At 68.1% G+C, this 20,928-nt stretch carries 22 protein-coding genes and 1 pseudogene; 8 read left to right on the forward strand and 15 right to left on the reverse strand.

Going from position 1 to position 20,928, the window contains the following annotated elements; translation table 11 throughout:
* Positions 1 to 17: 17 nt before the first annotated feature.
* Genes EYZ64_RS28935 through ssd form a run of 4 tightly spaced genes read right to left on the reverse strand, consistent with a single transcriptional unit; the run spans position 18 to position 3,620 of the window.
* On the reverse strand, positions 18 to 599 hold the full coding sequence (locus tag EYZ64_RS28935) for a type II secretion system F family protein (protein WP_167858017.1): 582 nt from the start codon (positions 597 to 599) through the stop codon (positions 18 to 20).
* A complete protein-coding gene (locus EYZ64_RS28940) occupies positions 596 to 1,381 on the reverse strand; it encodes a type II secretion system F family protein (RefSeq protein WP_135459077.1) in 786 nt (261 codons plus the stop codon). The genes EYZ64_RS28935 and EYZ64_RS28940 overlap by 4 nt, the downstream gene beginning before the upstream one ends.
* A complete protein-coding gene (locus tag EYZ64_RS28945; RefSeq protein ID WP_135459079.1) occupies positions 1,378 to 2,538 on the reverse strand; it encodes a TadA family conjugal transfer-associated ATPase in 1,161 nt (386 codons plus the stop codon). Before EYZ64_RS28945 ends, EYZ64_RS28940 begins: the two co-directional genes overlap by 4 nt.
* A complete protein-coding gene (ssd, locus tag EYZ64_RS28950) occupies positions 2,535 to 3,620 on the reverse strand; it encodes a septum site-determining protein Ssd (RefSeq protein ID WP_135459081.1) in 1,086 nt (361 codons plus the stop codon). The genes EYZ64_RS28945 and ssd overlap by 4 nt, the downstream gene beginning before the upstream one ends.
* A 422-nt stretch (positions 3,621 to 4,042) precedes the next feature.
* Between ssd and EYZ64_RS28955 the strand changes: the two genes are divergently transcribed.
* Positions 4,043 to 4,900, forward strand: coding sequence for an HAD-IB family hydrolase (locus EYZ64_RS28955; protein ID WP_502702993.1), 858 nt, complete (start codon positions 4,043 to 4,045; stop codon positions 4,898 to 4,900).
* 427 nt (positions 4,901 to 5,327) lie between these two features.
* Here EYZ64_RS28955 and EYZ64_RS28965 read toward each other — a convergent pair whose 3' ends face one another.
* Positions 5,328 to 6,068 carry a Fic family protein gene (locus EYZ64_RS28965; RefSeq protein WP_135459085.1) on the reverse strand — a complete coding sequence of 247 codons (741 nt, stop codon included), beginning with the start codon at positions 6,066 to 6,068 and terminating at the stop codon, positions 5,328 to 5,330.
* A 126-nt stretch (positions 6,069 to 6,194) separates the two neighbouring features.
* On the opposite strand from EYZ64_RS28965, the gene acs reads away from it, so the two are divergent.
* Positions 6,195 to 8,156: an acetate--CoA ligase gene (gene acs, locus EYZ64_RS28970; RefSeq protein WP_135459088.1), complete on the forward strand. Its 1,962-nt coding sequence runs from the start codon at positions 6,195 to 6,197 to the stop codon at positions 8,154 to 8,156.
* A 66-nt stretch (positions 8,157 to 8,222) separates the two neighbouring features.
* Here acs and EYZ64_RS28975 read toward each other — a convergent pair whose 3' ends face one another.
* Positions 8,223 to 8,858, reverse strand: a complete 636-nt coding sequence (locus EYZ64_RS28975; protein WP_135460313.1) for a S1 family peptidase — start codon at positions 8,856 to 8,858, stop codon at positions 8,223 to 8,225.
* A 174-nt stretch (positions 8,859 to 9,032) separates the two neighbouring features.
* On the opposite strand from EYZ64_RS28975, the gene EYZ64_RS28980 reads away from it, so the two are divergent.
* Complete coding sequence (locus tag EYZ64_RS28980; protein ID WP_135459089.1) at positions 9,033 to 9,539, forward strand: phage holin family protein; 507 nt, start codon at positions 9,033 to 9,035, stop codon at positions 9,537 to 9,539.
* Positions 9,539 to 10,480 carry an alpha/beta fold hydrolase gene (locus EYZ64_RS28985; RefSeq protein WP_135459091.1) on the forward strand — a complete coding sequence of 314 codons (942 nt, stop codon included), beginning with the start codon at positions 9,539 to 9,541 and terminating at the stop codon, positions 10,478 to 10,480. The genes EYZ64_RS28980 and EYZ64_RS28985 overlap by 1 nt, the downstream gene beginning before the upstream one ends.
* Here the strand turns inward: EYZ64_RS28985 and marP are convergent, their stop codons facing one another.
* The 4 genes from marP to nth are packed head-to-tail and all read right to left on the reverse strand — an operon-like array spanning position 10,481 to position 13,805.
* The gene (gene marP, locus EYZ64_RS28990; RefSeq protein WP_135459093.1) at positions 10,481 to 11,671 is read right to left on the reverse strand and encodes an acid resistance serine protease MarP; all 1,191 of its coding nucleotides are present in this window, start codon (positions 11,669 to 11,671) and stop codon (positions 10,481 to 10,483) included.
* Between the two features lie 11 nt (positions 11,672 to 11,682).
* Entirely contained in the window at positions 11,683 to 12,459 is a 777-nt protein-coding gene (locus tag EYZ64_RS28995; protein ID WP_135459095.1) for an NUDIX hydrolase, read from the reverse strand.
* An 11-nt stretch (positions 12,460 to 12,470) separates the two neighbouring features.
* A complete protein-coding gene (locus EYZ64_RS29000; RefSeq protein WP_135459097.1) occupies positions 12,471 to 13,118 on the reverse strand; it encodes a TlpA family protein disulfide reductase in 648 nt (215 codons plus the stop codon).
* A gap of 6 nt (positions 13,119 to 13,124) precedes the next feature.
* Positions 13,125 to 13,805, reverse strand: a complete 681-nt coding sequence (nth, locus tag EYZ64_RS29005; RefSeq protein ID WP_167858201.1) for an endonuclease III — start codon at positions 13,803 to 13,805, stop codon at positions 13,125 to 13,127.
* A 189-nt stretch (positions 13,806 to 13,994) separates the two neighbouring features.
* Between nth and EYZ64_RS32815 the strand changes: the two are divergent.
* Both EYZ64_RS32815 and crp read left to right on the forward strand, forming a co-directional pair.
* Positions 13,995 to 14,082 (forward strand): annotated as a pseudogene (locus EYZ64_RS32815) (hypothetical protein); the annotation flags it as partial.
* A gap of 230 nt (positions 14,083 to 14,312) precedes the next feature.
* Complete coding sequence (gene crp, locus EYZ64_RS29015) at positions 14,313 to 14,987, forward strand: cAMP-activated global transcriptional regulator CRP (RefSeq protein ID WP_003883807.1); 675 nt, start codon at positions 14,313 to 14,315, stop codon at positions 14,985 to 14,987.
* An 85-nt stretch (positions 14,988 to 15,072) separates the two neighbouring features.
* Here crp and EYZ64_RS29020 read toward each other — a convergent pair whose 3' ends face one another.
* From EYZ64_RS29020 to sp36, 3 genes are read right to left on the reverse strand one after another with little or no spacing between them, the layout of a single operon-like run.
* Positions 15,073 to 15,858, reverse strand: a complete 786-nt coding sequence (locus EYZ64_RS29020) for an MBL fold metallo-hydrolase (protein ID WP_502702994.1) — start codon at positions 15,856 to 15,858, stop codon at positions 15,073 to 15,075.
* Entirely contained in the window at positions 15,855 to 16,310 is a 456-nt protein-coding gene (locus EYZ64_RS29025; protein ID WP_135459106.1) for a RidA family protein, read from the reverse strand. Before EYZ64_RS29025 ends, EYZ64_RS29020 begins: the two co-directional genes overlap by 4 nt.
* The gene (sp36, locus tag EYZ64_RS29030) at positions 16,307 to 16,468 is read right to left on the reverse strand and encodes a Sp36 family protein (protein ID WP_018603531.1); all 162 of its coding nucleotides are present in this window, start codon (positions 16,466 to 16,468) and stop codon (positions 16,307 to 16,309) included. Before sp36 ends, EYZ64_RS29025 begins: the two co-directional genes overlap by 4 nt.
* 44 nt (positions 16,469 to 16,512) lie before the next feature.
* Here sp36 and bagA point away from each other — a divergent pair, with 44 nt between their 5' ends.
* Positions 16,513 to 17,544, forward strand: a complete 1,032-nt coding sequence (gene bagA / locus EYZ64_RS29035) for an ATPase BagA (RefSeq protein WP_167858202.1) — start codon at positions 16,513 to 16,515, stop codon at positions 17,542 to 17,544.
* Positions 17,544 to 18,677: an ATPase BagB gene (gene bagB, locus EYZ64_RS29040; RefSeq protein ID WP_135459110.1), complete on the forward strand. Its 1,134-nt coding sequence runs from the start codon at positions 17,544 to 17,546 to the stop codon at positions 18,675 to 18,677. The genes bagA and bagB overlap by 1 nt, the downstream gene beginning before the upstream one ends.
* Here the strand turns inward: bagB and EYZ64_RS29045 are convergent.
* Both EYZ64_RS29045 and EYZ64_RS29050 read right to left on the reverse strand, forming a co-directional pair.
* Entirely contained in the window at positions 18,644 to 19,504 is an 861-nt protein-coding gene (locus tag EYZ64_RS29045; protein WP_135459112.1) for a serine hydrolase, read from the reverse strand. The two genes, bagB and EYZ64_RS29045, sit on opposite strands and share 34 nt — an antisense overlap.
* A complete protein-coding gene (locus tag EYZ64_RS29050; RefSeq protein ID WP_135459114.1) occupies positions 19,501 to 20,913 on the reverse strand; it encodes an amino acid permease in 1,413 nt (470 codons plus the stop codon). The genes EYZ64_RS29045 and EYZ64_RS29050 overlap by 4 nt, the downstream gene beginning before the upstream one ends.
* Between the last annotated feature and the right edge of the window lie 15 nt (positions 20,914 to 20,928).

The raw sequence follows: 20,928 nt of genomic DNA on the forward strand, positions 1-20,928 counted from the left end.
CCCTTTGCGATGTGTGCTCACAACAGACCTGAACCCAGTACGTCACCGGCCAGGCCGGCAACCACAGGTATGACGCCCAGACACAGAAACGCCGGCAGATAGCACAGCCCGAGCGGACCGGCGACCAGAACCGAGGCGCGTTCCGCGACCGCGTCGGCCGAGGTGGCGGCGTCGTGCCGCGTCTGGACGGCCAACTCCGCCACCCCGTCGGCCAAGGCACTGCCCGAGGCTGCCGAGCGACGGGCCAGGCGCAACAGCGCTTCAGCGTTCTTGTCCTGGGGCACAGCGGCATCTACTGCCGCCCAGGCCCTGGCCGGGTCCGCTCCGAGTGCCAGGAGTTCGGCCGCGCGGCGCAGCAGCGGCGCCAGTGCCGGTGGGGCTGACGGGGTGACGGCCGCAGCCGCCGTCGACACCGCCATCCCGGCGGCCAGGCAGGCAGCGAACAAGTCGAACGTCGAGGCCGCGGCGAGCGGATCGTCAGCCCGCACCGGCTGCAGGCTTGCCCGCCGCACCGGCGTGGGTACGGCACGGTTGCGTACGCGGGCCGGACCCGCTCCGACAAGTATGGCGGTGGCGAGAAACAGTGCTGCCCAGCTCATCTCAGCGCCTGTTCGGTGATCCGGTCCGACCACATCAGGCCGGCGCACGCCAGTAGGACTCCGATGACCAGCAGCCATCCGCCCACTCCCGCACCACACAGGAAGGCCAACGGCCGCGCACCGATCAACTGGCCCAGCGCGATCCCGGCCACCGGCAGCCCGGCCAGCACCGCCGCCGTCGCCCGCGGACCCGCCATCGCTGCTTCGACGTGTGAGGAAAAGCGTTCACGCTCAACGATGTCGCGCTGCGCGGTGCGCATCAGAGTGGCGATGGAGAGTCCATACGCGTGGGCCAGGCGCCAGCAGGAAGCGAGCCGCTCCCAGTGCATCGGCATCTGTGAGCCTGCCGCGACATCGTCCAACCCGGCCGCGACGTCGGCTCCCAGGCGCGCCCGGGCGGCGACGGCACTCATGCCGTGATGAACCGGCCCGGCCACTTCGCCGGCCGCAGTCGCGAAAGCGGTCACCGGGTGTACTCCGGTACGCAGTTCACCCACCAACACATCCAAGGCAGCCTGCAGTGCCCCGGATTCCTGTTGTCGCTGCCGCCGGGCGGCGCGGCGCCGACGGCGTATCGCCACAGTGCCCGCCACCACCGCCGCGGCCAGGGCGACCGGCAACGGAACCAGCCAGGCCACAATGACACCCACCGGCAACACGACCGGCGTTGCACGCACCCGGCACCGGACCGGTGAATCCACCCGCCGCAGCGCGGCCGCCCGCCGGGGTGTGGCCGGCCACAGCAGCAGTGCCGCTGCCAGTGCCAGCGCACTCGCCGTCACGACGCCACCCGATGTTCGATGAGGGCATTGAGAGCGTCTGCACCACAACCCAACCCGGTATCGGCATGCCAGGCCGTCACCACCTCCAGATCATCGCGGGCGGCTCGGCGCAGCACAGCGATCTCGGCGAGCCGGCGCTGCCCGGCACCGTCACGCCCGACGTGCAGCAGGATCTGCACGGCCGCCGCCAGCTGACTGACCAGCGCGGCGCGGTCCAACCCGCCGAGCGCACCGAGTGCCTCCAACCGGGCCGGGACCTCCGCGGGACTGTTGGCATGCACGGTGCCCGCCCCACCGTCATGCCCGGTGTTGAGCGCGGCCAGCAGGTCGACGACCTCGGCCCCGCGGACCTCACCGACGACGATGCGGTCCGGACGCATCCGCAATGCCTGCCGGACCAGCTCGCGCACGGTGACCTCGCCGACGCCTTCGACGTTGGCGCCCCGGGCCACCAGCTTGACCAGATGTGGGTGCGGCGGGGCCAATTCGGCAGCGTCCTCGACGCACACGATGCGTTCATGGTCTGGGACGGCGCCGAGCGCGGCGGCCAAAAGGGTGGTCTTCCCGCATCCCGTGCCGCCCGAGATCAGAAACGCCAGCCGGGCGCGGATGATCGCCCGCACCAGGTCGGCGGCCTGCGGTGGGATCGCCCCGGACCGGGTGAGGGTGTCGAGATTCTGGGTAGCCGGGCGCAATACCCGCAGCGACAGGCAGGTGCCCGCGGCGGCGATCGGAGGCAACACCGCATGCAGGCGTACGGCGAACGGTCCGATGCCGGTGAGCTGACCGTCCACCCACGGCTGCGCCTCGTCGAGCCGGCGCCCGGCCAGCAGCGCCAACCGCTGGGCCAGCCGGCGGACCGCGCCTTCGTCGGGGAAACAGACTGCGCTGCGGTGCAACCCGCTGCCGTCATCCACCCACACCGCATCGGGGGCGGTCACCAGGACATCGGTGGTGGTCGGCGCGCACAGCAGTGGCTCCAGGATTCCGGCTCCGGTCAGCTCGGTCTCCAGCAGCCGTAGGTTGCTCAGTACCTCGGTGTCCCCGAGCAGGCCGCCCGACTCGGCCCGGATCGCCGCGGCGACGACGCCCGGGCTGAACGGAGAGGCTTCGGCCACCAGCCGTTCACGCACCCGATCGATCAGCGAGGCGCTCATGCCGCGCCCGCCTCCTGCGCAGGATGACCGGCGAGCACCGACAGCACCCGCCGTGCCGCCGAACCCAACGGCGACCGCGGCCGCACCCGCAACCCGCCGCGCTCCAGAATCTCGGCGATGCCGGCCTGTGGTCGCATCGCGGCCAGCAGGGGCAGATCCACGATGCGGGCCACCTCGGCAGCCCGCAGCCCTCCCGGCGATGGGCCCCGCACCACGACACCGGCATTCGGATTACAGGCCAGCACCCACGGTCGCGCGGCCGCCGCCGCGGTACACGATCGCACATCGGCGGGCGTCACCAGGACCACCAGATCGGCTGCGTCCAAGGCGGTTTCGGCCGCTTCGGTGGCGCGCCGGGGCACGTCGCACACGACCGTGACACCGCCGCGGCACCCCGCGTCGACGACTGCGCCCAGCGGCCCGGCCTCGATGTCGGTACCGGAGCGCCCGCTGGAGAGCACGCTGACCCCGTCCCGGCGGGGCAGCGCGTCACGCAACGCCGGATAACCCAACCGGCCGCCCTGCAGAGCCAGATCCGGCCAGCGCAGGCCGGCCAGGTCCTCGCTGCCCGCCACCAGATCGATCCCCCCACTCCACGGGTCCGCCTCGACCAGCAGCGCGGCCGGCGCCGACTGCGCCAATGCCACCGCGAACACCGATGCCCCGGCACCCCCGCGGGCGCCCACCACGGCCACCACCGGACCCCGGCCGGCATCGTCGTGGCAGGCGGCTTCGGACAAGGCCGCCACAAGGTCGGCGTCCTGGGCGGGAAGCGTCACCACGTGTTGCGCGCCGACGGAGATCGCGGCCTGCCAGTCGCCCGGCCGTGGGTCGTCGTGACCGACCAGGATCACCCGGGTGCGCCGGGGCAGCGCCCGGGCGGCGCACCGCTGCGCGGCCGGAGAGTCGAGCAGGACCGCGGCCGCCGCCACCCAGGCCTTGCGCCCGGACGGCTCGTCGACGACGACGAGACCGACGCCGGCGGCCGCGGCCACCCGGGACACGTCCTCACGCAGCAGTGGGTCGCCGATCAAGGCCAGCACGGTGCCGGTCGGGGTGATCGAGGGGTTCGGGACGGCCATGTGCCCACCCTGCGGGCAACCCCGCGCCGGGCACCATCACGAATTCACGGATTGTGGATGAAATGCGCGCTGGGGATGAACCGCGGTCCGCGAACGTACCGACCAGGTCCAGTGAAAATACGGTTCCGCAACCAACGAGGCTCGGTCGCCGAGGATTCTTCCCCCAGAAAAGGGACGACCCCCGCCAGGGGGGGAGGAGGCGGAGGTCGTCGTGTATCAGCCCCGGGGGGTCGGGCTGATACACCCTCGGCATAAGCCGAGTAATGCTCACTATACACACGGAACTGCCAAAACATGCAAGAGACACCCGTGCGGGCTACCAACCGGGATTCCGGGAGTCAAGCCCGAAAGAATGTGTCGTGAACTGCCATTTTGCACCGGCAGTCGGATAAGACGATGCACCTGCCTCTATGCTGGCGCTTGTGACCGCATCCGATCGGGCTGCCGGGGAGTTGATGGCACAGCAATCCGGACCGCGCGACGGTCGGCCGGTGCGTACGGCGGCCTTCTTCGACCTCGACAAGACCGTCATCGCCAAGTCCAGCACGCTTGCTTTCAGCAAACCTTTCTTCAACCAGGGGCTGCTGAACCGGCGCACCGTTCTCAAGTCGACGTATGCCCAGTTTCTGTTCTTGATGTCGGGCGCCGACCACGAGCAGATGGACCGGATGCGCAGCTACATCACCAACATGTGCACGGGATGGGATGTCGAACAGGTCAAGTCGATCGTCGGCGAGACGTTGCACGACATCGTCGACCCACTGGTGTTCGCCGAGGCGGCCGAGCTGATCGCCGACCACAAGCTGTGCGGCCGCGACGTTGTGGTGGTGTCGGCCTCGGGCGAGGAGATCGTCGCGCCGATCGCCAGGGCACTGGGTGCCACCCACGCCATGGCCACCCGGATGGTGGTCGAAGAGGGCCGCTACACCGGCGAGATCGCCTTCTACTGCTTCGGCGAGGGCAAGGTCGAGGCGATCCGCGCCCTGGCCGCACGCGAGGGCTACACCCTCGACCACTGCTATGCCTATTCGGATTCGATCACCGACGTTCCGATGCTCGAGTCCGTGGGCCACCCCACCGCGGTCAATCCGGACCGGGGACTGCGCAAGGAGGCCGCCTCGCGCGGCTGGCCGGTGCTGACCTTCACCAGGCCGGTGTCGCTGCGTGACCGGATTCCGGCACCGTCGGGGGCCGCGGTGGCCACCACTGCGGCCGTCGGAATCAGCGCCCTGGCGGCCGGCGCACTGACATATTCACTCCTTCGCCGCTTCACTTCCTGACCTACCGCACGTAGTAGCTGACACCCCGGCGTAACGATCAGAAGTCAGGCGCATTTCACCCTTGCTGTGACCGTGGTCACGTAGTACAAAGGAACCACGGAAGCTTGGATGAGGCCAAGGTGTAGCCGGAAGAGAAGGCTAGATCTCCCGAACCGGGCTCCCCAGCACGGGTTCCGGCACCCACGCGGAGCACATGCCGCGGAATAGGCAAAAGTGTTGCGGGCCTGCGTGATTGCGAAGAGCGGACGGCACCGACGGTCCTTTGGGTAGGGTTGCAGCCGAAGCGCATTGCAAGGACGCCGAGGCCACCCACGTAACCCATCTGGCACGCTTGGTAACCGGTATCCGTGCTAGCGGGCGACGAGCCGAAACATCGTTTCGGAACGTCGCCCGCTTTCGTTTGCTGAGAGCCCTGTGACCGGGAGCGTCAACCGGCTGCCGACTGCGCGATCTGCAGCGCTTCCCGCGCTCCGCCCTTCAAGGCCTCACTACTGAGCAGCAGCCATGCGGTCAGCCCGTCGGGTGTGCCCGAGGCGAATCCCCGTGCGGCAGCCCGGTACTCCCCCGACTTCCGCATCCAGTGCACCTCGGGAACCCCGAGCCCGTGCGGGTCCAGCCCGCTGGCGATCGTCACCAGGCGCGAGACCGCGCGGGCCACCACGCCGTCGGCGGTGCCGAACGGAGCCAGGCTGAGTAGTTCGCCGTGCGCGACGGCGGCCAGCACGGGGGCGGGAACCTTGGAGCCGCCGGCCAGGATTTCGGTCAGCAGCTCGAGACGACGACCGACGTCGGGATCGGTCCGCGGCCGGCCCAGGTGCTCGTCGTCGGTGAGGTCGGCGGCGGCCAGCGCGTGCAGCCGGGCCAGTGCCTGCATCGGGGCCCGCTGCCACACCCCGACCAGCGCGGTGGCGCCGCCTTCGAGCGCCTCGGCGACCCGGATGGCGCCCGCGGTCACCGCGTCGGGTTCACCGTCGGCGGACAGCTGGACGGCCCCACCATCGAGCACCGCCGAGGCCCGCGCCGCCCGCAGGGCGGCTTCGGCAGCGGTCTGCGGCCAGCCGCGCAGATTGAACTTGTGTCGATGCGCCCGGCCCAGGGCCTCACGCGCCTCGTCGCTGGCCGCAGAAACACCGGGCAGGTCGACCAGCGGTGCGAGTGGATCGGTCATAGCCGAAACGCTAGCCGACCGCTGAACGTCACCTCGCCGACCGTTGGGCGCATCAAGACCGCCGCCCGGCAGCCGCCATGTGATGTCCCAACGCCGCTGCAACGTTTGGTGACTAGGCTCACACGCATGTCAAACGCCCCAGCGACGTCTACCGAAGTTCCGTCAGCCTATCCGCCGCCTGCCGATTTCGCGGCCAACGCCAACGCGACGGGTGAGTTGTACGCCGAGGCCGAGCAAGACCGGCTGGCGTTCTGGGCCGCCCAGGCCAACCGGCTGAGCTGGCAGACCCCGTTCAGCGAGGTACTCGACTGGTCGCAGGCACCGTTCGCGAAGTGGTTCGTGGGCGGCAAGCTCAACGTCGCCTACAACTGTGTGGACCGTCACGTCGAGGCGGGCAACGGCGACCGGGTCGCGATCCACTGGGAGGGGGAACCGGTCGGTGACGCCCGCGACATCACCTACGCCCAACTCAAGGACGAGGTCTCCCGAGCGGCCAATGCCCTGACCGCACTCGGCCTGACCGCCGGCGATCGCGTCGCCATCTACATGCCGATGGTGCCCGAGGCGATCGTGGCGATGCTGGCCTGCGCGCGACTGGGCGCCATGCACTCTGTGGTGTTCGCCGGTTTCTCCGCCAGTGCACTCAAGGCACGCATCGAGGATGCCCAGGCCAAGCTCGTCATCACCACCGACGGCCAGTACCGGCGCGGCAAGGCCGCCTCATTGAAGGATGCCGTCGACGACGCCGTCTCAGACCAGCCGTCGGTCGACCACGTACTGGTGGTGCGGCGCACCGGAATCGACGTGAACTGGACCGACGGCCGCGACCTGTGGTGGCACGAGACCGTGGATAACGCCTCCACCGATCACACCCCGGAGTCGTTCGACTCCGAGCAGCCGCTGTTCCTGCTCTACACCTCGGGCACCACCGGCAAGCCCAAGGGCATCGTGCACACCTCGGGCGGCTACCTCACCCAGGCGGCGTACACCCACTACAACGTTTTCGACCTCAAACCCGAGACCGACGTGTACTGGTGCACCGCCGACATCGGCTGGGTGACCGGGCACACCTACATCACCTACGGACCGCTGGCCAACGGCGCCACCCAGGTGGTCTACGAGGGCACCCCCACCTCACCGACCGAGCACCGCCACTTCGAGATAATCGAAAAGTACGGCGTCACAATCTATTACACCGCGCCGACGCTGATCCGCACCTTCATGAAGCTGGGCCGTCAGATCCCGTCCGCGCACAACCTGTCGAGCCTGCGGCTGCTCGGTTCGGTGGGCGAGCCGATCAATCCCGAGGCCTGGCGCTGGTACCGGGAAGTCATCGGCGCCAACAAGACTCCGATCGTGGACACCTGGTGGCAGACCGAGACCGGGGCCATCATGATCTCGCCGCTGCCCGGTGTGACCGCAGCCAAGCCCGGCTCGGCGATGACTCCGCTGCCCGGCATCTCAGCCAGGATCGTCGACGACGAAGGCACCGAGCTGGTACCGGGCGCCGACGAAGCCGAGCACGTCACCGGCTACCTGGTGCTGGACAAGCCGTGGCCGGCGATGCTGCGCGGCATCTGGGGTGACCCGCAGCGGTTCACCGAAACCTACTGGTCACGCTTCGCCGAGCAGGGCTGGTACTTCGCCGGTGACGGCGCCCGCTACGACTCTGACGGCAACATCTGGGTGCTGGGCCGCATCGACGATGTCATGAACATCTCGGGGCACCGCATCTCGACCGCCGAGGTGGAGTCGGCCCTGGTCGGGCACTCCGGGGTGGCCGAGGCGGCAGTCGTCGGCGCCAGTGACGACACCACAGGACAGGCCATCTGCGCGTTCGTGATCCTGAAGGCCAGCGCGCACGGCGGTGCCGACACCATGATCGACGAGCTGCGCGCCCAGGTGGCCACCGAGATCTCCCCGATCGCCAAGCCGCGGGAGATCCACGTGGTGCCCGAGCTGCCCAAGACCCGCAGCGGCAAGATCATGCGCCGGCTACTGCGCGACGTCGCCGAGGGCCGCGAGCTCGGTGACACCTCGACGCTGGTGGACCCGAGCGTGTTCGAGGCCATCCGCGCCAGCAAGTAACTCCGCCGAGCAGACGCAAAACTGCCCCTTTTCGCTTGAAAAGGGGCAGTTTTGCGTCTGCTGGCGCTAGGAAGTCGGGACGAATCCCGTTCCCGGTCGGTTCTTGGCGGTGATGTCCGCCAGCTGCGTGTTGAACGACATCGTCACGGCCGGCGTGTGCAGCGGCACGAACTTCACCACGCAGGTCGGCAGTTCCTCGGAGTAGGCGCCGTGAATCATGCCGACCAGCCGGTTGTTGACGGTCACCGGCGCACCCGAGTCACCGGGCTGCCCGCACACCTGGTTGACGATGGTGCCCGGGTCCTTGCCCGGACCCCATGTCACGCCACACGAATATCCCGTGGTGCGCCCGAGCTTGCACGCGATCTCACCGAACGCCGGATCCGGCCCCAGGCCGTCGATCTGAAACCCGTTGACGTTGTTGGTCGGGGTCACCTTCGCCGGGTCGAACTGGATGACCGCGTAATCGAGGCCGTCGTTACCGGCCACCATCGTGCCCAGCACCCCCGCGCTGTCGGCGCCTTCAGCCGACACCGTGGCACCCGGTCCGCCGCAGTGCGCCGAAGTGAAACCGATGAGCCGGCCGGCACTGTCGTGCCCGATCGTGGTGAGCGTGCAGAACGCATCGCCGTTGACCACGATGCCCGAGCCGCCGCCCAGCACCACCGGCGGATCAGCACGCGCCGGGGCAGGGGTCAGCATCGCCACGATGCCGATGACGGATGCACCAATGAGCCACTGCCAGCGGTGTCTGCTCGTCAAGAGTCCTCCGATCGACGCGCCCGACCCGCGCAAGTCAAGAATGAGGTCAGTCTACTAAGACGCGGATGTCGGCCGGGATCGTTAACGGGTTCGCCGCATGGCAACATGAACGCCATGAGCACAGGCGACCGCAGGGACGGCGTTCCGACGACGGTGACCTCGATTCCGCTCGTCGACCCGCATGCCCCCAAGCCGGACCCCTCGATCGGCGACCTGGTCAAAGACGCCACCGCGCAGGTCTCCACCCTGCTGCGCGCCGAGGTGGAGCTGGCCAAGGCCGAGATCACCCGTGATGTGAAGAAGGGCCTGACCGGCAGCGTGTTCTTCATCGCCGCGCTGGTCGTCCTGTTCTACTCGACCTTCTTTTTCTTCTTCTTCCTGGCCGAGCTGCTCGACACCTGGCTCTGGCGCTGGGTTGCCTTCCTGATCGTGTTCGGCCTCATGGTGCTGACCACCGGGGCGCTGGCGGTGTTCGGCTTCCTGAAGGTGCGACGGATCAAGGGTCCCCAGCAGACCATCGAATCGGTCAAGGAGACACGCGAGGCACTGACGCCCGGCCACGACAAGGGCGCCCTGCCGGCCGTCCAGAACAAGTCGGCCACCGACCCGTCGGGCTGGTAATGCCCCCACCCGACCCGTCGATCACCAGGATCGAGGGGCCATGGCGGCATCTGCAGGTGCACGCCAACGGCATTCGCTTCCATGTCGTGGAGGGCGAAGACGATAGCTCGCAGCCCGACCGTCCACTGGTCATCCTTCTGCACGGGTTCGGCTCGTTCTGGTGGTCGTGGCGTCACCAACTCACCGGACTGACCGGAGCCCGGGTCGTGGCGGTCGACCTGCGCGGCTACGGCGACAGCGACAAACCACCGCGCGGTTACGACGGCTGGACCCTGGCCGGGGACACCGCCGGACTGGTCCGGGCGCTGGGACACAAGACCGCGACGCTGGTCGGTCATGCCGACGGTGGCCTGGTGTGCTGGGCGACGGCTGTGCTGCACCCCCGCGTGGTCAACGCGATCGCCCTCGTCAGCTCACCGCACCCGGTGGCTCTGCGGGCGTCCACACTGACCCGCCGGGACCAGGGCCGGGCCCTGTTGCCGTCGATGCTGCGCTACCAACTGCCCGGGTGGCCCGAACACGCGCTGACCCGGCACGACGGCGCCGAGTTGGAGCGCCTCATCCGCGGCCGGGCCGGGGCCAAATGGCAGACCAGCCAAGACTTCTCCGACACCATGGGCCATCTGCGCCAGGCCATCCAGATTCCGGGAGCCGCGCACTGCGCACTGGAATATCAGCGGTGGGCGGTTCGCAGCCAACTGCGCGGCGAGGGTCTGCGGTTCATGCGCTCGATGAAACGCCCGATCAACGTGCCGGTGTTGCACATGCGCGGCGACGCCGACCCGTATGTCCTCACCGACCCGGTGCACCGGACCCAACGTTATGCGCCGCACGGCCGCTACGTATCGATCACGGATGCAGGGCATTTCGGCCATGAGGAACAGCCCGAGGCGGTCAACGAGCAGCTGGGCCGCTTCCTGGCCCAGCTGCACGCCAAGTGATCAGGAGTTGATGCACGTCCCGGTTGCCACCCGCTGGGTGTTGCCGACCTTGGCCAGCTGACGCTCGACTTCCTTGGCGGTCAGCACGAACCCGGTGTCGGCGTCGTCGACTGCCGCACCGAACACCACGCCGAGCACCTTGCCGGCCCGGTTGATCATCGGGCCGCCGGAATTGCCTTGCCGCACTGTGCCCCTGACCGTGTAGACCTCGCGGGTGACGGTGGTGCTCCGGTAGATGTCGGGTCCGTTGAGCTCGATGATCTCGCGCACGCGGGCCGGGGTGGCCAGGAAGTCACCGCCGCCCGGGTAACCCATCACCACCGCGTCGGTGCCCTTCGGGGCCGGTTGTTCGGCGAACTGCAGCGGTGTGATCGGCAGATTCGGGACATCGAGGATCGAGATGTCGGCGTTGGGGTCGTACGACACCACGCCCGCGTCGTAGGTCTTGCCGTCGGCCTCGATGGTCACGCTGTCGGCGCCGGCCACCACGTGGGCATTGGACATCACGCGATTGGGCGCGACCACGAACCCGCTGCCCTCCAACACCTTCTGGCAGCTCGGTGCGATACCGCGGATCTTGACCACGCTGGGCCGGCTCGTCGTCACGATGGGATCGGTCGCCAGCGAGGCGTCGGGGGCGTCGACGTTGACGATCGGGGTGCGGCCGAACGGTTCGAGCACATCGGGCAGCCCGGAGGTGTCCAGCAGCGCCGACAACCGGTTCGGGACGGAGCGCATCCAGTCCGGCGCCACCTTGTCGACCTCGGTCAGCACCCGCGAATTCTTCACTGCCGCAGCCAGATTGGGCTGATCGGAGGAGGTCAGCAGGCTACCGAGCAGCCACGACGCGACCAGGACCGCGACCAGCATCAGGCTGACTCCGACCACCGAGTCCAACGCCCGGAACAGGCGGTTGCGGATGGTGCCGCGCACGGCACGGCCAAGCACCACACCGGCGATCTCACCGATCACCACAAGCGCGAGGATCAGGAACAGCGTCGCGAACAGCTTGGTGCGGTCACCGCTGACGTGCGGGATCACGTGCGGCGCCAACAGCACGCCTGCCACCGCACCCAGCACCACACCGATGAACGACAGCAGGGAACCGAGCGCGCCGGAGCGCCAGCCTGAGATGGCTGCGACGAAGCCGATGCCGAGGATTGCGAAATCGAGCCAGACCGAGGGTGTCATCTATATCCACTTCAACATGGGGCTTCACCGTAACCGTTGTCATGCCCGACGAGGGCCATTGCGTCATCGAGTCCGCGGACGTCCTCGGTGTTCCAGGGCTTGGCCCAGCCCGCGACGTCGAGGATCGCCGAGATGACCTGGCCAGTGAAACCCCACACCAGCATCTCGTTGAGGAGAAAGGCCGGCCCGGCGAACCGACTGGTGCTGGCTTCCCGGCACACCATGATCCGGTTCTCCGGATTGATGAAGGCCCGCACCGGAACCCGTGCCACGACGGCGGTCTCGGATTCGTCGACGACGGCCACCGGGCCCGGGTCGGGTGAATACGCCAGCACCGGGACCACGTGGAACCCTGACGGCGGGATGAACATCTTCTCCAGAGTGGCCAGTGGGTACAGCCGGCTGGTGTCGATGCCGGTCTCCTCCCACGCTTCGCGGAAAGCCGTGCCGACGGGGCCCTGGTCGCCGGGATCGGTGGCGCCGCCGGGGAACGCGGCCTGGCCGGCGTGGTGGCGCAGTGTCGAGGCGCGGACCGTCACCAGCAGGTCGGCGCCCTCGGGAAGGAGTGGGGGTGCACCCTCGGGCGGGCCCGAGAACAGCACCAGCACCGCGGCGTCGCGCAGAGCGCCGGCCTGGGCGGCTTGGTTGTTGGCTTCGACGATGCCGGCCAGTACGTCCGGGGGCACCCGCCGGCGATAGGCGTCGGGCACCCGGTCGAGGTTGTCGACCAGCGGCTTGAGCCATGCCGGGGCGGCATCCGGGAACAGCCCGTCGCGCGTCGATCTCACCCCGGGTGCTCCTATCGGCTAGAGCGGATCTTCTCGTCGACCGCCGCCGCGATCTCGTCGGCGCTGACGAACGAGCGGGGCAGGGTCCCGGCCACGCTACCGTCTGCGCGCAGTACCACCGTCGCAGGCATGACGTTGGGCACCTTGAGCGCGGCCGCGACCAGCCGCCGGCCGTCCTGCAGCGTCGGCAGCCGCACTCCGAGTTCGGCCAGCCGCACCAGCGCCGCGGTCTCGTTCTCATCCTGGTGCACGGTCACCACCAGCACATCGTCACCGACCCGGCGTTGGTATTCGGCCATCGCCGGCAACTCGTCGGCGCACGGCCCGCACCAGTAGGCCCACAGGTTGAGCACCACGGTCCGGCCCGCGAGCGCGGACGCCACGTCGACGGACTTCCCGTCACCTGCGCAGTCCAGGGTGATGCCGCGCAAGGCTTCCGGCCCCTCTCCGGTCCCGGGGCCCGGGCACGGCGGCAGATCCGCGCGGGCCCGGGGCCCGGCGAGGGCCTCGGGGGTATCGGCGTCGCGGTGATCACGGGAGGTGGACTGCCCCGCCCCGGCCTGCGGTGCCGGCTCGTCGCGCAATTCCATCCAGAGCGCGGTACCCAGCGCCACCAAGACCACCAGGACCACCACGGTCCAGCGGGCCGATCTACTCATCTGGGTTCACAGCCCGGCCAGCGCCAGCAGATGCTCGGTCTCGGGACCCTTGACCAGGGCCGCGGCGGTCTCCGGATCCGTGGGCCCGAGCCCGAACGACGGGCAGTCCTTGGCCAGCACACACACCCCGCACGCGGGCTTGCGGGCGTGGCAGACCCGGCGCCCGTGGAAGATCACCCGGTGGCTCAGCAGGGTCCATTCCTTGCGTTCGATGAGCTCACCGATCGCGAACTCGACCTTGACCGGATCCTCCTCGGTCGTCCAGCGCCAGCGCCGCACCAGCCGCCCGAAGTGCGTGTCGACGGTGATCCCGGGGATGTCGAAGGCATTACCCAGGATGACGTTGGCCGTCTTGCGCCCCACCCCCGGCAGAGTCACCAGGTCTTCGATGTTGTCGGGCACCTGGCCGTCGAACCGGGCCACGAGCTCCTGGCCGAGCCGGATCAGCGAGTTGGCCTTGTTCCGGTAGAAACCGGTCGGCCGGATCAGCTCCTCCATCTCGGTGCGATCGGCCTGCGCGTAGTCCAGCGCCGTGCGGTACTTCTTGAACAGGGCCGGGGTGGTCAGGTTCACCCGTTTGTCAGTGCTCTGCGCCGACAGGATGGTCGCCACCGCCAACTCCAGCGGGTTGGTGAAGTCCAGCTCGCAGTAGACATGCGGAAATGCTCGGGCCAGTTCACGATTCATCCGTCGAGCCCGACGCACCAGGCCCAGGTGGGTTTCGGTGTCCCACTTCTTGGACCGGCGCGTTTTCCCTGTTGGGGCGGCAGCCGCAGTCACGACAGTCAGCGTACTGACCTCGACGGACATACCGTGGCGCGGACCGGTGATGATTCGTGACCCCGCTGAGACCTGCGCCGTGTTAACTACTGCCTTGTGTCGTGGTTGCTGGTAGCGCTCATCCCGGGGTTGCTCATGCTGGCGGCGTTCGGGCTCGAGCGACTCGAATCGGGGTTGGACCGAAAACCGGGCCCGGCGGCGGCCGTGATACCACGGGTCAAGCCGGTGATCATCGACCTCGATAGTGAGCGTTTGCCGACGCGGTACTACGAGCCGCAGGCCATCAAAACCGGGTTTCCTGCGTCTCGACCTGTCAATCGTGTGTAGCGTGGGCTAGTCGCGAAACCGCGTACCTCTAGACTGAGCAGGAAGTATCAGTAAGAGGACAACACACCCAATAGCTTAAGGGGCAACGTGGACGAGATCCTGGCCAGGGCCGGAATCTTCCAGGGCGTCGAACCGACCGCCGTGTCGGCGCTGACGAAGCAGTTGCAGCCCGTCGACTTCCCGCGCGGGCATACAGTCTTCGCCGAGGGCGAGCCCGGCGACCGCCTGTACATCATCATTTCCGGCAAGGTGAAGATCGGCCGCCGGTCACCGGACGGTCGCGAGAACCTGCTGACCATCATGGGTCCGTCGGACATGTTCGGCGAGCTGTCGATCTTCGACCCGGGGCCCCGTACCTCGAGCGCCACCACCATCACCGAGGTGCGCGCCGTGTCGATGGACCGTGACGCGCTGCGCGCGTGGATCGCCGACCGTCCCGAGATCGCGGAGCAGCTGCTGCGCGTGCTCGCACGCCGTCTGCGTCGCACCAACAACAACCTGGCCGATCTGATCTTCACCGACGTTCCCGGCCGGGTGGCCAAGCAGCTGCTGCAGCTGGCCCAGCGGTTCGGAACCCAGGAGGGCGGGGCGCTGCGCGTCACGCACGACCTGACGCAGGAAGAGATCGCCCAGCTCGTCGGCGCGTCCCGCGAGACCGTCAACAAGGCACTGGCCGATTTCGCCCACCGCGGCTGGATCCGGCTGGAGGGCAAGAGCGTGCTGATCAGCGACTCTGAAAGGTTGGCGCGGCGCGCACGGTAGTGCGCCCGCTAGTTTTTCCGCGAAACGGTATTCCGGCAGCATTCGTTCGAGCAATCGGCTGCCGGAATACCGTTTCGGCGTTTACTCAGCTCCGCAGGTAATCAAGTTGAGCTTGGACGCTCTTCTCTGCGGCATCCCAGAGTTTTTGGTCGACGTCGGTGTAGACGTGCTCGACGACCTGTCGTGCCCCGGCGTCGTCCCCGAGTTCTCTCAGCGCTGCCCGTACCTGGTCCAACCGCTCCTCGCGGTGGGCCAGGTACATCGCGGTCACCGCCTGAAGATCGGGAAGGTCCGGTCCGTGCCCGGGAAGCACCGTGCGGGCGCCGAGACCTTGCAGCCGGTGCAGGGATTCCAGATAGTCGCGCAGGCTGCCGTCCTCGGTGTCGATGACGGTGGTGCCGCGGCCCAGCACGGTGTCCGCAGTCAACACGGCGTCGTCGAGCACGAACGACAGTGAATCCACGGTGTGCCCCGGGGTGGCCATCACCTTGATCCGCAAGCCCGCGGCGTCGATCACCTCGCCGTCGGTCAACGGACCCCCCAGGCCACGCAGGAAACCGCTGCCGACTGATCGGACGGTGGCGCCAGTCAACTCAACGAGCTTGTCGATTCCGCCGGTGTGGTCCTCGTGCTTGTGACTGATCAACACCAGCGCGACGGTGCCCAGTTCGGCGATGCGGGCGATGTGCGCCTCATCGTCGGGACCGGGGTCCACCACGACCATCTCGTCGCTACCAGGGCCGCGCAGCACCCACGTGTTGGTGCCCTCCAGGGTCATGAGCCCAGGGTTGTCACACAGCAGGACCGAGGCCGATCCGGTCACGGGCCTCAGCAGCCCGTAGGCCGGGTGTTCGGTCACGCTGGCACTCACACGGTTTCGACGATGATCTCGACTTCGACCGGCGCGTTGCGCGGCAGTTCCGACACGCCAACGGCTGAACGCGCGTGAGCGCCTGCCTCACCGAAGATCTCACCGAACAACTCCGAGGCGCCGTTGATGACACCAGGCTGCCCGCTGAACCCGGGCGCGGAGGCGACGAACCCGGTCACTTTGACGATCCTGACGACGGAGTCGATGCCCACCAACGCGTGCACCGCGGCCAGCGCGTTGAGTCCGCAGATCCGGGCGAGCTCCGCGCCCTGCTCGGGGCTGACCTCGGCGCCGACCTTGCCGGTGGCCTGCAGCTCGCCGCCCTGGATCGGCAGTTGACCAGCGGTGTAGACCAGGTTGCCGGTCCGGACCGCGGGCACGTAGGCGGCCAGCGGCGCGACCACGTCGGGCAGTTCGATCCCGAGTTCGGCCAGCCGTCCGCTCACGGTCACTTCGGCCGCTTCAGGTAGGCGACATGCTGTTCGCCGGTCGGGCCGGGCAGCACCGAGACCAGCTCCCAGCCGTCATGTCCCCACTGGTCGAGAATCTGTTTGGTGGCATGGGTCAACAACGGCACCGTGGCGTACTCCCACCGGGTTGGTTCGCTCATGGGCTGAGCTTATCGGTCGGACGCTCAGGCTTGGTTAGCATGCACTGGTGGCAACCACTGAGAGCGGCGCCAAACACGTCGGCTGGCCGTCGCGGCTGACCAAGGCCCGGCTGCATTTCGTATCGGGTAAGGGCGGCACCGGCAAGTCCACCGTCGCTGCCGCCCTGGCCCTGGCCTTGGCGGCCGGCGGCCGCAAGGTGCTGCTGGTCGAGGTCGAGGGGCGCCAGGGCATCGCGCAGCTGTTCGACGTGCCGCCGCTGCCGTACGAGGAGGTCAAGGTCGCCACGGCCGACGGCGGCGGTCAGGTCAACGCACTCGCGATCGACATCGAGGCCGCGTTTCTGGAATACCTCGACATGTTCTACAACCTCGGGCTGGCCGGCCGGGCGATGCGCCGCATCGGGGCCATCGAGTTCGCCACCACCATCGCGCCGGGTCTGCGCGACGTGCTGCTCACCGGCAAGATCAAAGAGATCGTGACACGGACCGCCAAGGACGCCAAGGGCAAGCGCGGCGTCTATGACGCTGTGGTGGTGGATTCTCCTCCCACCGGCCGTATTTCGCGGTTCCTGGATGTCACCAAGGCGGTCTCCGACCTGGCCAAGGGCGGCCCGGTGCACTCCCAGGCCGATGGCGTGGTCAAGCTGCTGCACTCCGAGCAGACCGCCATTCACCTGGTGACGCTGCTGGAGGCACTTCCGATCCAGGAGACGCTGGAGGCGATCGACGAGCTCACCGAGATGGGCCTGCCGATCGGGAGCGTCATCGTCAACCGCAACATCCCGGCCTACCTACCCGCCGAGGATCTGGCCAAGGCCGCCGAGGGCGACATCGACGCCGATGCCGTCCGCGCCGACCTGAAAAAGGCTGGAATCACCTTGGCGGACAACGACTTCGCCGGCCTGCTCACCGAGTCGATCCAGCATGCCACCCGGATCGCGGCCCGCGCCGAGAGTGCCGAACTACTCGACGCCATCGATGTACCCCGCCTCGAGCTGCCGGCGCTGGCCGACGGTGTCGACCTGGGCAGCCTGTATGAACTCGCCGAAGCACTCGAACAGCAGGGGGTCCGATAGTGAGCACGAAACCGCCCACCCTTGACATGCACGCCATCCTGTCCGACACCGCCAACCGCGTCGTAGTCTGTTGCGGCGCAGGCGGAGTCGGCAAAACCACCACCGCGGCCGCGATGGCGCTACGGGCTGCCGAATACGGCCGCACCGTCGTGGTGCTCACCATCGATCCGGCCAAGCGGCTGGCCCAGGCGCTGGGCATCAAGGATCTCGGCAACACCCCGCAGCGGGTCCCGCTGGCTCCCGAGGTCACCGGTGAACTGCACGCGATGATGCTGGACATGCGCCGCACCTTCGACGAGATGGTGGTGCAGTACTCCGGGTCGGACCGCGCCGACAGCATTCTGGAGAACCAGTTCTACCAAACCGTGGCGACGTCGCTGGCGGGCACGCAGGAGTACATGGCGATGGAGAAACTCGGCCAGTTGCTGGCCGAGGACAAGTGGGATCTGGTGGTGGTGGACACCCCGCCGTCGCGCAACGCCCTGGACTTCCTCGACGCGCCGAAGCGGTTGGGCAGCTTCATGGACAGCCGGCTGTGGCGGATGCTGCTGGCGCCGGGACGCGGCATCGGGCGGTTGGTCACCGGCGCCGTCGGGCTGGCCATGAAGGCCCTGTCCACCGTGCTGGGGTCGCAAATGCTTTCCGACGCGGCAGGTTTCGTGCAGTCACTGGATGCCACGTTCGGCGGGTTCCGCGAGAAGGCCGACCGCACCTACGAATTGCTCAAGCGGCGCGGCACCCAATTCGTGGTGGTGTCGGCAGCCGAGCCTGATGCCCTGCGTGAGGCTTCGTTCTTCGTCGATCGGCTGTCGACTGAGCACATGCCGCTGGCCGGGCTGATCCTCAACCGCACCCACCCCACGCTGTGCGATCTGCATGCTGAGAAGGCCGAGGAAGCCGCTGACGAGTTGGCGGCGCAGGATCCGGAATCGCTGACCGCAGCAGTGCTGCGCATCCACGCCGAGCGGGCACACACCGCCAAGCGTGAGATCCGACTGCTGTCGCGGTTCACCGGCGCCAACCCGCATGTGGCGATCGTCGGCGTGCCGTCGCTGCCGTTCGATGTATCCGATCTCGAAGCGCTGCGGGCGATCGCCGATCAGATCACCGGAGAAGCGGCCGAGGCCGCCTGACCGGCATCCTCCAGATATCGGCGGATCTCGCTGCCCAGCAGCCCCATCGCCGCCAAGCACGGATCGCGATGGTCCTCACCCCAGGCCCAGTTCGCCAGGACGGCGTAGGCCACCCGGCGTCCACTCACGGCGTGCCCGACGAATCCGATGTCGATGCGCGCGTCGGAGATGGTCCCGGTCTTGTTCCAGAGTTCGAAGCCGGCGTCGGGCTCGGTGTGGGCCAGTGGGTCCAGGCCGAATGCCCGCGCCACCATGGACAGATCGGTGTTGACGCCGAGCCATCGCCGCACCCGCTCCGACGCCGCGGCGCCGTGGATGTCACCCGCGTGCAGACGTCCGACGAAGTCGCACAGTTCTGCCGCGCTGCCCGTTGAGAGAGTGAGCGGATCATCCTGGGATCGGTTCAGCCGCACCCGGTCCCGCAACCCGCTGGCGGTGAACCCGAGGTCGCGGGTGGCGCGCTGCACCTCGTCGAGCCCCAGCCGGCGAAGCAGCATGTTGGTGGCCATGTTGTCGCTGACCGCACCGATCAGCAGGCACAGGTCATCGATCCGGTGGTCCTGCTGCCGCAGGAGATAAAGGATGCCGGAATCCGCCACCTGGTCCTCGGCGGTGGCGGCGACGACTTCACCGGGGTTCAGGGTCACGTCGTCGAACCGGCGTGCCACCTCGGCCAGCAGGAAGACCTTCCCCACACTCGCCGTCTTGAGCACGCGGTCCGGAGTGTGCTCCCACAAGGTCTGGCCGGTGTTGAGGTCCGTGACGCGGGCCGACCAGGTCGCCGCGCCGGCCAGCCAGGACGAGGCCCGGGAGAAGAAGCCGCTCATGCCAGTTCGGCGACCTCGGCGTCGACGGGCACCCGCCCGAACCGCTTGCGCAGGACGTAGGCCACCACGACCACGACGAGGCTCACCACGCTGGCCAGCAGCTGGACGCGCTGATCGACGTCGAAGAGCATGGCCAGCAGCACCAGGACGAAACACGCGATCACCACGATGGTCAGATACGGGAAGAACCACATCTTCAGCGTCAGCTTGGACGGGTCTTCACGTTCGATGGCCCGGCGTACCCGCAGTTCGGAGATGCCGATCATGATGTACATGAAGATCGCGACCACGCCGCACGAGTTCACCAGGAACAGGAACAGTGAATCGGGAGCGATGTAGGCGAGCACCACGGAGATCCAGCCGATGACCGTGCTGGCCAGTACGGCCCGAGTCGGTACGCCGCGGGAGTTGGTGCGCACCAACCACTCCGGCGCGTCGCCGTGTGACGCGAGGACCCGCAGCATGCGCGAGGACGTGTAGATCGACGAGTTCAGCACCGATAGCACCGCGGTGAGGATGACGAAGTTCATGATCGCGCCGGCACCGGGAATCTCCAGTTTGTCCAGCGCGGCCACATACGGGCTGGACAGCACGGATGCGTCGTTCCACGGCAGGATGCACACGACGAGGAAGATCGATCCGACGTAGAACAGGATGATCCGCCAGATGACTCCGGTGGTGGCCCTGGCCACCGACTTCGCCGGCTCGGCGCTCTCCGCGGCTGCGATGGTGACGATTTCGGCTCCACCGAAGGCGAAGATCACCACCACCACGGCGCCCAGGATCGCCCCGACGCCGTTGGGCGCGAAGCCGCCGTGGGACACCAGATTGCTCAGTCCGCTGGTATCGCCCGGCCACAGCCCCAGGACCCACAGCAAGCCCAGCACGATGAAGGACACGATGGCGGCGACCTTGATGCCGGAGAACCAGAACTCGAACTCACCGAACCACCGCACCGAGATCAGGTTGGTCACGGTCATCACGGCCATCAACAGCATGGCCATGATCCACAACGGCAAACCGACCCAGACGGACAGGATCTTCGCCCCGGCAACGGCTTCCACCGCGATGATGATCACGTAGTAGTACCAGTACAACCAGCCGAGGGTGAAGCCCGCCCAGGGCCCGATGCCCATCCGGGCGTAGTCGGCGAACGCACCGGTCCGCGGCTTTGCGACCACCATCTCGCCCAGCATGCGCAGGGTGCACAACACCAGCGCGCCGGCCAGAACGTAGGACAGGATCGCGGCGGGGCCGGCGGTCTTGATGACCGCACCGCTACCGACGAACAGCCCGGCTCCGATGGCACCGCCGATCGCGATCATCGTCATGTGTCGCGTTTTCAGCGACCTGGCCAGGCCGGAGCGGGGTTCGTCGGTGGAGGACGACTGGGATGTCGATTCGAGCATGTGGGCGGTCGCAAT

It is taken from the genome of Mycobacterium sp. DL99, from assembly GCF_004762045.1.
GTDB lineage: Bacteria > Actinomycetota > Actinomycetes > Mycobacteriales > Mycobacteriaceae > Mycobacterium.